12 protein-coding genes and 5 pseudogenes are annotated in these 14,484 nt (G+C 32.0%); 6 read left to right on the top strand and 11 right to left on the bottom strand.

The features are described 5' to 3' along the window. The first annotated feature begins 927 nt into the window (after positions 1-927). Entirely contained in the window at positions 928-1,446 is a 519-nt protein-coding gene (locus R2R35_RS18775) for a helix-turn-helix domain-containing protein (RefSeq protein WP_317731363.1), read from the top strand. Between the two features lie 74 nt (positions 1,447-1,520). Next, positions 1,521-2,657 carry a hypothetical protein gene (locus R2R35_RS18770; protein WP_317731362.1) on the top strand — a complete coding sequence of 379 codons (1,137 nt, stop codon included), beginning with the start codon at positions 1,521-1,523 and terminating at the stop codon, positions 2,655-2,657. Between the two features lie 421 nt (positions 2,658-3,078). Here the strand turns inward: R2R35_RS18770 and R2R35_RS18765 are convergent, their stop codons facing one another. Then, positions 3,079-3,315 carry a DUF4011 domain-containing protein gene (locus R2R35_RS18765; RefSeq protein ID WP_317731361.1) on the bottom strand — a complete coding sequence of 79 codons (237 nt, stop codon included), beginning with the start codon at positions 3,313-3,315 and terminating at the stop codon, positions 3,079-3,081. A 196-nt stretch (positions 3,316-3,511) separates the two neighbouring features. Between R2R35_RS18765 and R2R35_RS18760 the strand changes: the two genes are divergently transcribed. Further along, positions 3,512-4,063, top strand: a complete 552-nt coding sequence (locus tag R2R35_RS18760) for a helix-turn-helix domain-containing protein (RefSeq protein WP_317731360.1) — start codon at positions 3,512-3,514, stop codon at positions 4,061-4,063. 230 nt (positions 4,064-4,293) lie between these two features. Here R2R35_RS18760 and R2R35_RS18755 read toward each other — a convergent pair whose 3' ends face one another. From R2R35_RS18755 to R2R35_RS18730, 6 genes and pseudogenes are all read right to left on the bottom strand, one after another. Further along, entirely contained in the window at positions 4,294-4,740 is a 447-nt protein-coding gene (locus tag R2R35_RS18755) for a hypothetical protein (protein WP_317731359.1), read from the bottom strand. Positions 4,741-4,763: 23 nt separating this feature from the next. Further along, positions 4,764-5,390 (bottom strand): phospholipase D-like domain-containing protein, encoded by a 627-nt coding sequence (locus R2R35_RS18750; protein ID WP_317731358.1) that lies wholly within the window; start codon positions 5,388-5,390, stop codon positions 4,764-4,766. Then, positions 5,389-5,580: pseudogene (locus R2R35_RS18745) on the bottom strand (IS66 family transposase); the annotation flags it as partial. The gene R2R35_RS18750 and the pseudogene R2R35_RS18745, both read right to left, overlap by 2 nt. A 90-nt stretch (positions 5,581-5,670) precedes the next feature. Beyond that, positions 5,671-5,970 carry an IS66 family insertion sequence element accessory protein TnpB gene (gene tnpB, locus R2R35_RS18740; protein ID WP_442872254.1) on the bottom strand — a complete coding sequence of 100 codons (300 nt, stop codon included), beginning with the start codon at positions 5,968-5,970 and terminating at the stop codon, positions 5,671-5,673. A 50-nt stretch (positions 5,971-6,020) separates the two neighbouring features. Beyond that, entirely contained in the window at positions 6,021-6,377 is a 357-nt protein-coding gene (gene tnpA, locus R2R35_RS18735) for an IS66 family insertion sequence element accessory protein TnpA (protein ID WP_317731355.1), read from the bottom strand. 131 nt (positions 6,378-6,508) lie between these two features. Continuing rightward, positions 6,509-8,569, bottom strand: coding sequence for a phospholipase D-like domain-containing protein (locus R2R35_RS18730; RefSeq protein ID WP_317731354.1), 2,061 nt, complete (start codon positions 8,567-8,569; stop codon positions 6,509-6,511). A 383-nt stretch (positions 8,570-8,952) separates the two neighbouring features. On the opposite strand from R2R35_RS18730, the pseudogene R2R35_RS18725 reads away from it, so the two are divergent. Beyond that, positions 8,953-10,272, top strand: a pseudogene (locus tag R2R35_RS18725) (IS1380 family transposase). A gap of 240 nt (positions 10,273-10,512) precedes the next feature. On the opposite strand, the pseudogene R2R35_RS18720 reads toward R2R35_RS18725, so the two are convergent. Then, a pseudogene (locus tag R2R35_RS18720) lies at positions 10,513-10,784 on the bottom strand (transposase); the annotation flags it as partial. A gap of 177 nt (positions 10,785-10,961) precedes the next feature. Here R2R35_RS18720 and R2R35_RS18715 point away from each other — a divergent pair. After that, entirely contained in the window at positions 10,962-11,333 is a 372-nt protein-coding gene (locus tag R2R35_RS18715; RefSeq protein WP_317731353.1) for a hypothetical protein, read from the top strand. A 228-nt stretch (positions 11,334-11,561) separates the two neighbouring features. Here the strand turns inward: R2R35_RS18715 and R2R35_RS24605 are convergent. Then, positions 11,562-11,703, bottom strand: a pseudogene (locus R2R35_RS24605) (transposase domain-containing protein); the annotation flags it as partial. A gap of 13 nt (positions 11,704-11,716) precedes the next feature. Between R2R35_RS24605 and R2R35_RS24760 the strand changes: the two are divergent. Beyond that, positions 11,717-11,890: pseudogene (locus tag R2R35_RS24760) on the top strand (transposase domain-containing protein); the annotation flags it as partial. A gap of 235 nt (positions 11,891-12,125) precedes the next feature. On the opposite strand, the gene R2R35_RS18700 reads toward R2R35_RS24760, so the two are convergent. Both R2R35_RS18700 and R2R35_RS18695 read right to left on the bottom strand, forming a co-directional pair. After that, positions 12,126-13,256 (bottom strand): hypothetical protein, encoded by a 1,131-nt coding sequence (locus R2R35_RS18700; protein ID WP_317731351.1) that lies wholly within the window; start codon positions 13,254-13,256, stop codon positions 12,126-12,128. A gap of 284 nt (positions 13,257-13,540) precedes the next feature. Next, entirely contained in the window at positions 13,541-14,410 is an 870-nt protein-coding gene (locus R2R35_RS18695) for a hypothetical protein (protein ID WP_317731350.1), read from the bottom strand. Between the last annotated feature and the right edge of the window lie 74 nt (positions 14,411-14,484).

The raw sequence follows: 14,484 nt of genomic DNA, 5'->3' as shown, positions 1-14,484 counted from the left end.
TAGGATATATTTAATTCTTATCTAAGTCAATGACTTTATTGAGTGTTTATATGGTTTTGAATAATTGCCTTCATAGCAATATTGATGTCTTTCTCGCAATCACCATCTTGAAAAACAACCGTTCGAAATCCCATTGACTGCCAATGAAGTTTTTGCTTACATATATCTTCCTCATTCATCTCTCTCGTTTTCCATATGTAATATGTAGGTTTGCTTTCATATCGACGCATCTTATGTCCTACCCTTCTTAAACTCTTTAGTGAATTATATGTAAATAAAAATACCAATAGTCAATTAAGCATAAGACAATGTAATTTGTTAGGGGAGTATAAATTAATGAGGGGTGTCTTATGCTTAGTTGATTATTGGTGTATATCAACTGCTGGATGTTTATATGCACCCAGCAGTATTAATCATAATTGCGTATTACTACGCTAAGTGTTCAAACGAGTCAGGTTTCGATTATCATAAGTAAATATTAGATAAACTATCCTCTCATATCCAGGTTAATCTGGATCTACCCATTCCTATGGATAGCTGACCCAATTATTACGATCAGAAGTATCATTATAGCCTCCGGTGGTCGTGGCGAGCAGGTAACCAACTCCTGCCTTGATAGAACTATTTCTCGCTCGGCACCTTTGATGTCATCTTATTTACGGATATGTCCGCAGGTGGTCGTGGCGCAGTTTATCATCGCTTAGCCTTTCGGGCACATTGAATATTAACCACAATATCGTGTAATCTCGAATATCATAGTCAACTTCACGGAGGAAAGTAAGTGAACACTTTATTAAATTTTCAATGTACGTTATTAAAATATTACTACCTTAAGAGACATTTGTCAATATATTGTTCTTTTTAGTGACCTTTATTTGACAATTTCTATTTTAATTGTATAATAGGAAAAATAGGAAGGATAAGGATATGCTAAGCAATCGTCTAAAAGAACTCCGGAAAGAAAAAAACTTAACACAAAGTGAATTAGCTGAGATAATACACTTAACTAGAAGTTCAATTGCAGGGTATGAAAATGGAAGTAAAATACCGACAATTGAAACAGTTATTGAATTATCAAAGTTTTTTTGTGTTTCAACAGATTACTTACTTGGTGTAAATAATTTACGTAATCATGAACTAAAAAATGCTAATACAATAAAGCACTTTCTTAAGCTTTTTGAAAATAATTATAATAAACTTGATGACTCTATGAAATATATAGTAAGTGATGTAAATACAATATTACTAGATTCTTTATATTCTCTCCAACAAAGTAATAATGTTACTTTCTCAAAAGGATTAGAAAAAAATAACAAGTCCGAATCACAAGTTATTAATAAAGATTCTGATGTAGATATTGAAATCCAAAAGGAATTAGAGAGTTATAGAAAGCAATTGATGAGTGCTAAAAAAGCAAAACCAAACGTAACTAAAAAGGTAAATTAAAGTATATTGACGAAATAAATGATTAGCTTAATCCTTATTATATATATTAAATATACATATGAGGAGAATTTTGAATGATTAAAAGGAAGTATTGGTTATCAGTAAGTATATTTTTAGTAGCTTTATTTTTTTCATTACTTACTTTAAGAGTATCTGCGGCAGATACCTTTGCAACAGCAGAAAGTTTAACTTTAAACAAAATATCTGAAGGTACTTTGTATACTGAAGACTATGTAAGTTATTACAAATTTGTTACTTCAGATAGCGATTCTTATTATAAAATTGAATTAAGGAACACTGAGGCAACAGAAAATATAGCATTATCATTATATTCTGATAACGATTTAACCACTGAGGTATACAGCCTAAGTGCTGGAAAATCTAGTGTAGGTGAAAGTTCTAGAAAATTGGAACCCAATCACACTTATTATATCTTAGTAAAATCCCAATACTCATCTATTTGGCTTGCAACCGGTAAATATAAATTAAGTGTTTCAGAAATTAAAGATGATGTAGCCGATAATTTTGATAAAAGCAAATTAATACCGCTAAATAAGAAAGTTGCATATAATCTTGAAACAGAAGATGATGTAGACTTCTTTAAATTCAAAACAACTACTAATGATTCATTTTATAAAGTAGAAATATCCAACTCAGGGGCTACAGATGGTATTGGCATATTCTTATACTCGGAAAATGATTCAACAACTGGAATTACAGATTTCATCGTTCCAGTAGCAAAATCAAATTCAACTGTACTCAAATTGAAACCTAACAAAACATATTATATTGCAGTTAAAAGGTCTAGCAGTTATTATAAGCCAACAGGTATATATAAAATTAAAATTAAAGAAATAAAGGATGACGCTTCAGATACTTTTAAAAAAAGTAAAACTTTATTATTTAATAAGAAAAATTCATTTAAAATAAATACTGATGGCGATATAGATTATTTCAAATTTAAACCATCCAAAACTGGATATTATAATATAACCTTAGCTAATGGTTGTAATGATTCTATAAATGCTACAATTTTTAATGAAGATGATATTACTCAAAATATTGGCTCTATTTCCACTATCGATGGTACCAAGAAAACCTCAAAATTCAAATTTAAGGCTAATCATACTTATTATATTTCTGTACAGAAAAGCTATTCATTTCGAACAGTTGAAGGAGCATATTCTTTGACCTTAAAAAGTATCAAATAAATTAAATGTCCCTGAGCATTAGTCGAATGTTCATAAGGATACTTTATGAACCTACTAAAAAATACAGGGTATAAGGTGGACAGTTTCGACTGTTCACCTTTTGATTTACCTTAAATTGCGGCTGGTAGCTCATCATCAAACAGTATTTCATCATCCGTTCCATAGAACGAATATTGTATTCTCTTTGACATCGGTCAACATTCCAATGTCACAGTAGCAATAAACATCCGGAGTAACTCCGGTATCAGTTTGGTAAGGTCGGTATACTTTTTCGCTTTTTCAATAACCTGTCCACGTTTGTAAGGGAGTTCATGAGCTTATCCTTTCTGGTTTCAGCCTTGTACAACTTCGTTTACCCTAATCCCTCCAATATGTGGCTAAGCAGTCGAGTTGATACATCTTCTTGTATCAAGGCACTCTGTTATGGTTCACTATCTTTTAATTCATTCCATTCTAAAAAACCAAAAGAAAGGTATAAAGTATTGATCCCTTGCTCCTCCGTTGCAGTCTTAGCCTTGTCCCTCAGACTACGCAATATCTTCTGCATATCCTTAATAGATTGATTTGTCATAATACTTGCATGCAAGGTAATATACTCTTCATCTTCAATATCATCATAAAAAGAAAATTCAAGAGGCTTTTTCATTTTTTCTTTCACAAAATAGCATTGTCAAGACTTTATCACTACATTTGCACATCGTTTTTTTAATCTCCATCCTCAACGATCTGCACCTTCTCTTTTGGAAGAATTATATAGATAATACTATGTATATGTTTAAAATTATGGGATTTTATATATCGTCAGTATTTACATAAAGAGTGTAAGTTAGTATCATTAACTTGAGGTGAACGATATGAACAAAAGATTAAAAGCATTAAGAAAAAATATGAATATGACACAGAATCAATTTGCTAAATGCCTTGGTATAACCTCATCTTTATTATCACAGTATGAGAATGACATAATCTCCATTCCTGAAAATGTTATAAATAAGATATGTTCATTATTCTTTATTGATAAGTTGTGGTTACTATATGGCAAAGTCCCCGGAACCAATGATTATTTATCCCAGATTAAAAAAAGTGCTATTGCTATTATAGTTAATCTTGATGAAGGCTTATTTAATCATCTGGTTCAAAATTTAATACATTTTATTGAATTACATATGGAAAATAATATTGAAAACAAGATACTTTCATATCAACGTGAATTGGAAGCTGAAAAAAAGGGGCTAATATACAAAGTTTTACTAAATATAAACGAAAAAAACATTTTTAGTTTTTCTTCCCCAGGTAGACTTACATGGGGAATTTTTATGATTATAAATCGTATTTCACACTTTCTCTTTCAATACTTTTTAACATGTGAAGTGGTTGAACTTAAATCTATAAGAATGAATTTATAAGTACAATCCCCTCTAGTTAAGTCAATGAAATGACTTTTGAGCTTATATTGAAATCACCATTTTAATAGCGGGATATATAAGCTTTAAATCTTCTTTTATAGCTTTAACAACGTAAGCAATCTGATCTATAAAAAATACAATCTAAATTGATATTAAGAATTATAAGTCGAAGAAAGAGGACATTTAAAAGCAAATGCCCCACTACTAAAGTTTAAATATAGTAAGTATTTTTAGATTGTATTGTCAATTTCATCATTCACATGAGCTAATCTCATCACATCATCAATAAACCTAAACATCCTAAACATTGTATCTTCATATTTTGATAATAATTGTAGCAATGCTATTATACTCTTTTCTGAGGATTTAATTAATTCTTCAACTATCTCTCTTGCATCTGATGTTGCCATCTCTACACAGTTTTCCAAATATTCATCATAAGCCTCACTCGCATAATCATCTTCAAGCAAATCATTTACATATTCATGAGAATCAAATCTTGCTAGTTTTTCCAACTTATAACAAAGGCCATTGATACTCTTATTTGAAGAGCTTATGAAGTTATTATAGTCTTTTAGTAAATCTTCCAGCTCCTCATAATCCGCTTCTTTTTCACTCGTTTCCAAATCACCAATCAAATCTTCTACAATTGATTCATAATCATATATTGTTTCCATCAGTTCTTGCAGCATTGTCCAATTTATGTAATTATTATAAAAGTCAAAATAGTATAACTCTCAAAACACCCATATGAAGCATCATGGATTTCATCATGAATATTGTGTAAATAAGCTATCGCTGAATACATACTTAGCACACATACATTGTATTCTATATCATAGTAACTTATTGGTTCCTCCAGAACTTCCGGGATAATAACTGAATTTACATATTCAATAAAATTCTTATCTCTGGAAAGCGTTCCACATTCATAATTTTTCTTACTTTCATCTGAGAAGTTCGCAGAACCCCAATATATAATGTTATTTGTCATTATCATTTTTCCATGATTATTAAACTTAAAAAATACAGAAGCCAACTTACCTATGGATGTAGGATTAAGTTTTCTTTCATAAACGTCAATCTTATTTCTGGCTACTTCCTTTGTATTTTCATTAAAATAATGAGGCCACCTACCCGGTATATTTGTAATAATTTTAATTGGTATATCCCTCGCACCAGCTCTTTTTACAGCATCTAATAATATATTTTGCTTTTCTGAGATATAAAATGTTAAGATATTTATATATTTAGCTTTTGCAAAATCTTTTAATACATCCCCAAAACAAAGTGATTCCTCACCTGCAACAAACTCTGCATCTGTCATCCTCCTCAACTTCAGCTTCATTAAAAAGAGAAAGTTGTCCGGCAATTTCCCCCTTAGGAGTTTTTTCACTGGAAGAACCAAACTTTTCTTTCCGAAGAAGTAACACCATCTCAGTAAGGTTATTTACCTGATTCTGCAGGTTTTGTATTGTATTTTCAAGCTGCCTGATATAAGCATCTTTTGGATTCATTTATATAATTCCTTATCATTTTTGATAAGATAATTATACCACTAAATATGTCAGAAATCTAGTAAATACTGGGTTTTAAGCCATTTGTGTCTAACAGAAAGCACCTTGCAGTGCTGGTCTGGTTGCTCCTTTTTGTTCTATCTTAAGTCCCTCCATTAACCACCTGAACTCCTGCCAGTTGATGGGACGGAATTCCGATTCCTGTCGTGGCCATTTGAAGTTGCCGTTTTCTAATCGCTTGTAAAGAAGAACAAAACCATCGCCTTCCCATAGGAGTGCTTTCATAGGATTTCTGTGTCTGCCACAAAAAAGGAAAAGGCTTCTTGAAAAGGGGTCGAGATGGAACTGTTCTTTTACAATGGCTGCAAGTCCATCTATGGACTTACGCATATCTGTATACCCACAAGCGACATAAATATCCTTAGCAACCGTGATGTCACCTAACATATATTTCGCAGTGCAAGAAGCACTGCTTCAACCGTCTGCTGGCTGGTTCCCTCATAAACTTCAACGGTTGCAGATGATAGATGAATAATAACACCGGCTTTTATGTTTGGAAGTGGGGATGTAACCTCCAGTTTTTTGAAAGGGACAGACTTGGCCTGTTCCCGTTTAGCCGGCAGGTTTTCGCAGGCTTCTTCACGGATCTTGTGAAGCCAGTAATAGTAGGCATGTTTCGTAACATCATGACTTGCACACCAATCTTCAACTTTAATGTCACTGCTTTGACATTCAAGAATTAGCTTTTTCCACTGTTCCTTACGGAACTGTGTTTTAACAAAAGTTACTTCATCCATAAAAACCGAACTCCTTGCCGAGTTGAGTTCAAGTAGAAAAACTTGAAAAACTCTAAATATTTTAGTTTGAGATTTAGAGCTATTATCTCATGGATGATAATAAGAATTAAAGGCACTCTGTTATAGTGCGCTTACTGTATTTTAACTAAATCTTGAAAATTATAATTATTAAAACTTCTGCTATCTTTTATTTGCATGTAATGACTTTGAGAAATCATGTTCTTCTTACACTGATTACAGTAAAGCACAGTATCTTTAATCTTTTTACCGAATGATAATATCCTTACTTCCATCTTTGTATTATGAATTGGGCATCGCACACTATCTTCTTTCATAATATATATTACATATTTTTCGATTTGGTTACCTATTCCTACACCCGTCAAAGAATTGTTATCTTTCTTTATAAGTAGAGATTCACCAATGTGCTCATATACAAATTCATTCTGTGTTGAACTCTGCCGAATATTTTGTTCATAAACCTTACTATGCATTCGAAACAGGCTATCTATTTTTTTTACTAATTTATTTGCATCTTTTACATGATATCCACGCTTATCCATAGCCGACATTTGGAATATTTCTGTTTTACTTGATTGCTTGATTTTCTCTATTGTCTCAAATATATTGTTGCTATCAAAATAATAATATCCATTTCCAGATATAAAAGATTCAAATACAATTAGTTTATAATCTTTATATTCAAATGCAATATAATCGTTCAAATTCTCAATATTTAACTGTCGGTATATATTTGAAGGTTGCTTGCTTAACCAGAGATTTAATCTAAATTTTACTTCCTTATCAGTAAGCATTCTAACCTCATTTTCAATTTTGTCAATATCAACTGAAACAGCTGTAGGTTTGCTGCTGATTTCATCAAATACCATATTAGTATTTGCGAAATTGCATTCTAATAAATTATCAATTGGAATACAGTGTTGTTTAAATTCAAAAAACCATTCTTTTAATCTTTTATATAATCCACAATCGTTTTTTAGAAGATATAGTGTATTCAGCTCATAGTTTCCAGCAAATCCTGATAATGATAAATTCGAAGAACCAATAATACAACAAGAAATTTCTCTCCCTTGTAAAAAATAGTATTTGCCATGATAGAATTGATCTTCGTATGTACTGACACTAACAATTTTTTCATTTATAAGATAATTCAAACGCTTTGCAGTATTTATATCCATATTAATTATTTTATTATCTGTAGATGCTTTATAATAATCCTTAAGGCTTCCTATTATCAAATCCATTTTACTTTGCTTATCTTTTAATCCATTTATTGCTGTTTCGATCATATCTAACCCAGTCTTATATACATAACCGCAAGCTACATACATATCTGTAATATGTTTTGATATAGAAAACTCATTTATATATTCACTTAAGGGTATTTCAGTAGTAATTAATTCAGAGGCCATATCACTATTATCAAGCTTTAAGATTAATTTACTAAAAAATTCTTTTATTTGAATACAAGCCCCCTCTGTTTTTTTATCCACATTACTAATCGCTTCAAAATCCCCATTATTCTCTTGTGAATCACTTATTAAAGGGGTCGTTTGTTCTTCTGTACGTTTTCCATATTTTTTTTCTAATATTTCAAATGCACTTACTATCTTTAATTGTGTATTAAAATCGTCGAGGTCATAAACATCAAAATTCTTATCAAAATATAGTTCCGTATATACTTTTGGATTTATTTTTTTGATGTATTGTAAAGCACTATAATCATTTTGTATTGCCTCAATTTGTATTTCATAAGAAGGATTTTCTATATTACGAATTTTATCCATAATGTCATTATTTATATTCTTCAATTTTACTGACGAAAACTCTGCCCGTGCTTTCACAAAATTACCAGCTTCATTTTTTACATATCTTTTCATTTTATTAGGATCTATCTGATTTGCATATTCAATTATCTCATTACATGGCTTATATATAACTTGAATTGCAGCAACATTTCTTGATAATGCTTTCATTTGTAGATCAATGCTTGGATTTTTTATATATTGAATACTGAACGGATTTTTATTTATTGCATAATCAATTATAGAATCAGATGGATTTTTAACATATCTTATTGACATAGCATTTTCATGCAATGCCTCCATAATATTTTCATCTGTTGGATTATTGTAATTACGAATCCAGTATCCGTTTTTTATATTACTCAAATTAGTCACCTCTATTGTTCCTGTTTTCTGATGATTAATAAAATCACAGCTTAACATTAAGATACTAGTATTGAAATATGATATATACTTGGATTAAGTTCCCTTTATACAATTACTCCAATAATATCTATCAAATCCCCTGCTCACATCATCTTTTTAATTTGTTAATTATATAGTTTATGCTAACGAGTTGTAACAAATAATTACTAATCCTGAATTATTCATGATAATTCATGAAGCGGTGCTTAGCACCGCATAGTTACTGCATTTTCATCTTCTTATTGCTTTCACTTAAAAAGTGAACTCAAAATAGTAGTAAAAGAGTTCCACCTTTGTTAGAATGAAGTCACCACAACAAACATTTTCACAAAGGAGAAACCCTCATGTCTAGTTTAAGTGTACTTCGTTCTGAATGCAATAGTAAGATTAAAATAAATTTTCATGGAGGAGATTTATCCTCCGATGCAGGTCTGCTCTTAATCAAAGAGTTTATCTGCAAAATCGGTCTCGATAATCTAATTTCACAACATTTTCAGACCGATGATAAAATATTCCGCATACACAAGGATGCCCAAAATCTATTACAGAAAATCTATCAGCAGTTGGCAGGTTATTTTACCGACGATGATTCGGATGAGCTAATAGCCGACCCCATTTTCACAAATCTTCTGGATAAGAGTTCTTTGGCATCGCAACCAACACTGTCCCGCTTTTTTAATCGAATGGATGACATTACGCTGATGCAGCTTGACTGGATTTTATCTCTTCTTCGGAAAAGAATCTATTCCATCCGTAAGCCGGAAATGATTCTACTAGACATAGATTCTACCTTGTTTAGTACCTTTGGCAAACAGGAGGGAGAAGGCTTCAATTACCACTATTCAAATCATGGGTATCATCCATTGCTCTGTTATGATGGACTGACCGGTGACCTACTGAAAGCTATGCTCAGACCTGGTAATGTTTACACTTCCACCGATTGCTGCGAATTCCTAAAACCGTTGCTCATGGAATACCTGGAGGATTATCCTGATGTAGACCTATATCTGCGAGGAGATAGTGGTTTTGCTGATCCGGATTTATTTGAGTTACTTGAAACCAATGGCACCTCCTATGCAATCCGGCTTAAAGTAAATGCTACCCTAACAAAACTGGCAGAATCTCTCATAAAGGAACTTGATGAGATAACTGCTGACAACAAGGTGGATTATGCTGTAGTCTATGGGGAGTTTCGCTATGCTGCATCAAGCTGGGGACAGACCAGAAGAATTGTCGTAAAGGTTGAAAAACCGGCTGGATAGCTTGTATATATGCACACCTTTATTGTTACAAACATGGACATGAAACCATCAGAAATGATGTGTTTTTACTGTAATCGTGGAAGGATGGAAAATTTCATAAAGGAATCCAAAAGCGGTTTTGATATGGATACTATGTCAAGTCACAACATGACTGTTAATTCCAACAGAATGCAGATTTCGGTGCTGGTCTATAACATTTTCAACTGGTTTCGTCGTCTTGTGCTTCCTAAGTCCATGAGGAAACTCCAAATAGATACCGTGCGGTTAAAGTTGCTGAAAATCGCAGCCAAAATGGTGCGTTCAGCAAGATATCTGACATTCAAGCTTTGTAGCAGTTGCCCTTACAAGGAAGCATTTATTGAAACCCTTACGAACATAAGGTTACTACCAAAGCTAGAATAGCAAAAAAGGTGTACATTGACAGCTCAAAAACGATAATTATGGATATCACAGGGATTTTCTACCCTTTTTTGGGTATTGGATTCAGTAATTATCAATGCAAGTGGGCTGTAAAGGTAAATCGGTGAGTAGAATGTATTGTCTACATCACCATGAATAATTCAGGATAATTTAACTGACATTATATTTTTAACCCAAACTAAGTATATTAATACATCTGAATCAACTAGTTTCTCTCAAACAGTATGCTACATTTACTTCGATTTCTTTTACGATCTGACGTATGCTTTTGATTCCATACAGATACTTGATTAAGGGGTAATCAGCATTACTGGATCCATACTTGGTTGCCCATTCACCTGAGAATATTTATCTTTTACAAGATCATAGATAAAGTTCCAATTGATTGCACTGTCTATTATTCGAAGCAGATAGCCCTACGAGACCATGTCATCCATACAAAACATTTGAACTTGTTCTCTCTTTTTATCGTTATTCTGCGTCATCATAAGTATCTCACCTCCTGTATTTAATATCTATAGTATAGCAAAAAGAGCCTTAAAGCCTTGTAGATATTGACTAAAAGTAACTTCATCCATAAAAATCGAACTCCTTGCCAATTTGAGTTCAAGTTGAAAAACTTGAAAAACTCTAAATATTTTAGTTTGAGATTTAGAGTTATTGTCTCATGGATGATAAAAAGAATTAAAGGCACTCTGTTATGGTGTGCTTACGAAATAGCTATAAATAACAACAATGTAGTAGTAAATCAATCTGATCCATTCAACAGTGAACGCTTTTACGAGTTTTTATCTAATGTAGAAAAAGGAATACCTGATAAAATTAGAATAACAAGATATGGTTTTGATAATCCTGAAATGGCACTCAGGACTATTCTTGAATATAATGGAACGTATTACATTTTTACTATCACAGGCGATACTACTTCACCAAAATCATATTATGGAAATGAGCTTACTCTTAAACGCAGAACCCCCGACACCCATGGCAATACTTCCTTAATACATATGAGGGAACGAAGTACTAGTCTTTACTTTATATAACTTTCATTAAACTAATTAAGTGATTGGTATCAGCTTCAGACTGTTGACTAACCAACTTCTCGTTTTTCCATTATACAATAATTGAAAATTTGTACAAAACAAAAGCACGAAAAATACTGTAAACGATCAATAAAAGAGTTCCTTATATAAAATAACAACTTCAGTTATAATTGTACTCCTTTAGTGTTTTCCACATTCTGCTTGTACGGCTTTTGACCAGGGCATTAATTAATCCAGTACTTCCGGGTAATTCCTCCAGTCCGTATCTAGCATATACAAAAGTAGATATTCCAGATAGGTATATATGTTAATACCATTCGCTTTTGCTGTCTCGATAATAACTATATACTGCAGCTGATGCAGTAGCTCCTCCCTTAGGGGTGTCTGCCATGGTCTACAGCCTGATTGAGACAACCAAGGCGAATGGTCTGAATGTCTTTACATATCTAGAATATCTTCTTTTGTACATGCCAGATTCTGACTGGTAAAACGATCCAGAAGAGCTAGTTGTACTGATGCCGTGGTCGAAAGCAATACAAGCAGAATGTAAACAGTAAATCTTAGGGGATGGTATTATAAGCCATCTCCTTTTTATTGAAAGGCACTATTTTATTAAGCGCTTACTTTAGAACTAAGAATTTTCTCGACTTTTTACTCAATTAGAAACCCATCTAAATGCTACTCTCTTCGGATGGGTTAATTTCATTTTTGCTTATGAAGTCCATGTGTTAATATGGAAAATCGGAAACTATAGTGTCGCAAGACACATGCCTTCGTGCTATTCATTAAATCTTAATTATAAAAATTAAATTCAGATTTGTCTATAAAATAAAATGGAACTATATTATCTTCTGAGTCATCCTTTCCACCAATACGTTCAGAAAAAAAGTTTGCCAAATCTATTTCTTTGTCATTGTTAGAAAATATAAAAAATGAATTTGGGGATAGCTTACCCAGTTTAAGCTTTGTGTTGAAATAATTCTTTAAGTTCTTGAAATCTTCATCTCCTAAAGTGTATAGGATCTCCTTTTTATAATTAAATGATGGTGGTAACTCATAATCATAAATTATATTAATAAAATTCTTCCACTCTTTGCTTTCACGGCTAACCTGCCCACCATACCAGTCAGTATAAGCCAATCCTAAATATCCACCAGAATTATTATCGAATACTTCAATATAAAAATCAGTTTTGTTCACCCAATAGCCAGGCTTATCAAGAGCATAGTTGATAGAAATAAAGCTTTTACCTGTTGATGTTATATAATCATCTATATTTGAGTACTTTATAACTGTGGGGTCGTTGCTTGAATTTACCTCTAGCATTCTTTTATATTCATCACTATCTATTGATGGACCATAAGGCTCATATTCATTAAATGTAGTAGAATTTAGTTTAACTTGTTTGCTTGAGCCTATATATGGCTTAAATGATTTGTCGCCCGACACTACAACATAGCCTAATAGTGAATCGTCCTCTTTAAAATACGCTATAATCGAAAAGTACTCATTTTGGTTATATGCGAAATATCCGGGAGTCCTTTTTCCGCTATAAGTTGGGTATGTAGTAGTTTTTACAATTTGGGGAATGCCCAAGTCTTGCTTATAGCACTCAAATGATTCACCTATTAGTATACCTTCAACTTTGCTAGTAGAAATCTTCCTCTGATTTGGAAATGCCATTATGCCATTTATGAATACAATAATTGCTACCAACGAAGCAAATGTAGAAAGTACAGGTTCGCATTTGGTTAGTAACCTTTGAATTTTTTCTAAAGATACAATTCCCCGTTTTGAGTTAAAATTTTTTGTTTTTAGAATTTTTTTGATAACATATAAAATTATCATTAAAAAGCTAATCAATAGAAGAAGAATTAATGCAAAACTACTAATAATTAGTAAAATAAGATACCAAACGCTCATAACATCCTCCTTATATTCTTTTATCCTTGTCTTAGACTAAAACAAATAGCGACTATTGATTATAACTATCGTTTTAAGGTAAGCTGTCTGGCATATACAAAAGTAGATATTCTAGATAGGTATATACGCTTTTGCTGTCTTGATCATACTATATACTGCAGCTGATGCAGTAGCTCCCTTAGGGGTATGTGTGCAAACAGCCAGTTTTTCTTTAACTATTTTACAATAATAAATATGATGCGAAGATAAGTTGAATCTTCAATTAATTGATTTTTGACGCAATGCTAATCTTTGAAATCATTTTCCATATTGACAAGTACCATTTTAGGAATGTAGTAATATACGTTATTATTCAAATCTTCAATGCTATCTGTTTGTCGATAATCATAACCATCATTATATATTTCATTCGGAATATCAAAAAAGTCATAAACGCTATCTTCATGAAAAAAAGAAATCAGTGTACCAAGTTTAGCATGAAAATTTTCAAACTCAATCACTTCGCCAAATTCATTATTGATTTCGATTTCATCTAATGTCAAATGAGAATCATAATCTATATGTGAATTTTTCTTATTATAATTTATTCTTGAAAACGAGTGGCATGCATTGGATATTCGAGCACCGCACCCACTGCAATAAGGCAAGCTCCTATTGCACGTAACAGAACATGAACTTGCTAAATCCAAATCTATTTTATCATTATTATCATAGTAAAAAACGGAATATGTTGTTACTGTATCGTATATACTCCCATTAAGAAAATTCGAGACGGCAGGCATAATTCCAGATCCTAATGTAGGAGTAAATAACGGTTTATTTTGCAACAAGTAATGTTGTCCACAGTTTATATTAAATTTACCCAATCCACCATAATTATATAGTTTTTTCTTGTTCTGAACAAAAGATACTCTAAAACAATCACTGTGTTTAATAATTAATAAAGTATCACATAATTCTCGACGTATTGTTCCTGTTGTATAAAGAAAATTAACGTATTTCTGATGATACATCCTACTCTTAATATTAGGTTGCATATTCAATACATCTACAAAAATTTTTACCAGTTGCGGTTCTGAAACTTGTGCAATATCTTTCCCTGTTTTTTTACAATAAGACCTTATTTCACAATTAAATTCTTTTTTCAGATTCATTGCCGCCTCCTATATGTTCGCACCAGTAACTCATTTAAAGTTAATAAACTCATGTTCAATATTTCCATTATTGC

It is taken from the genome of Anaerocolumna sp. AGMB13020, assembly GCF_033100115.1.
Classification (GTDB): Bacteria; Bacillota; Clostridia; order Lachnospirales; family Lachnospiraceae; genus Anaerocolumna.
The sequence above is the reverse complement of the archived record's forward strand: the minus strand, read 5'-3'. Positions and strand labels throughout refer to the sequence as shown.

What these genes read in the sequence shown, in the direction of transcription:
- R2R35_RS18775 (WP_317731363.1), top strand. Translation starts at nt 928, where the DNA reads ATGCTAAGCAATCGTCTAAAAGAACTCCGGAAAGAAAAAAACTTAACA.
- R2R35_RS18770 (WP_317731362.1), top strand. Translation starts at nt 1,521, where the DNA reads ATGATTAAAAGGAAGTATTGGTTATCAGTAAGTATATTTTTAGTAGCT.
- R2R35_RS18760 (WP_317731360.1), top strand. Translation starts at nt 3,512, where the DNA reads ATGAACAAAAGATTAAAAGCATTAAGAAAAAATATGAATATGACACAG.
- R2R35_RS18755 (WP_317731359.1), bottom strand. Translation starts at nt 4,740, where the DNA reads ATGGAAACAATATATGATTATGAATCAATTGTAGAAGATTTGATTGGT.
- R2R35_RS18750 (WP_317731358.1), bottom strand. Translation starts at nt 5,390, where the DNA reads ATGACAGATGCAGAGTTTGTTGCAGGTGAGGAATCACTTTGTTTTGGG.
- tnpB (WP_442872254.1), bottom strand. Translation starts at nt 5,970, where the DNA reads ATGCGTAAGTCCATAGATGGACTTGCAGCCATTGTAAAAGAACAGTTC.
- tnpA (WP_317731355.1), bottom strand. Translation starts at nt 6,377, where the DNA reads ATGGATGAAGTAACTTTTGTTAAAACACAGTTCCGTAAGGAACAGTGG.
- R2R35_RS18715 (WP_317731353.1), top strand. Translation starts at nt 10,962, where the DNA reads ATGATAAAAAGAATTAAAGGCACTCTGTTATGGTGTGCTTACGAAATA.
- R2R35_RS18700 (WP_317731351.1), bottom strand. Translation starts at nt 13,256, where the DNA reads ATGAGCGTTTGGTATCTTATTTTACTAATTATTAGTAGTTTTGCATTA.
- R2R35_RS18695 (WP_317731350.1), bottom strand. Translation starts at nt 14,410, where the DNA reads ATGAATCTGAAAAAAGAATTTAATTGTGAAATAAGGTCTTATTGTAAA.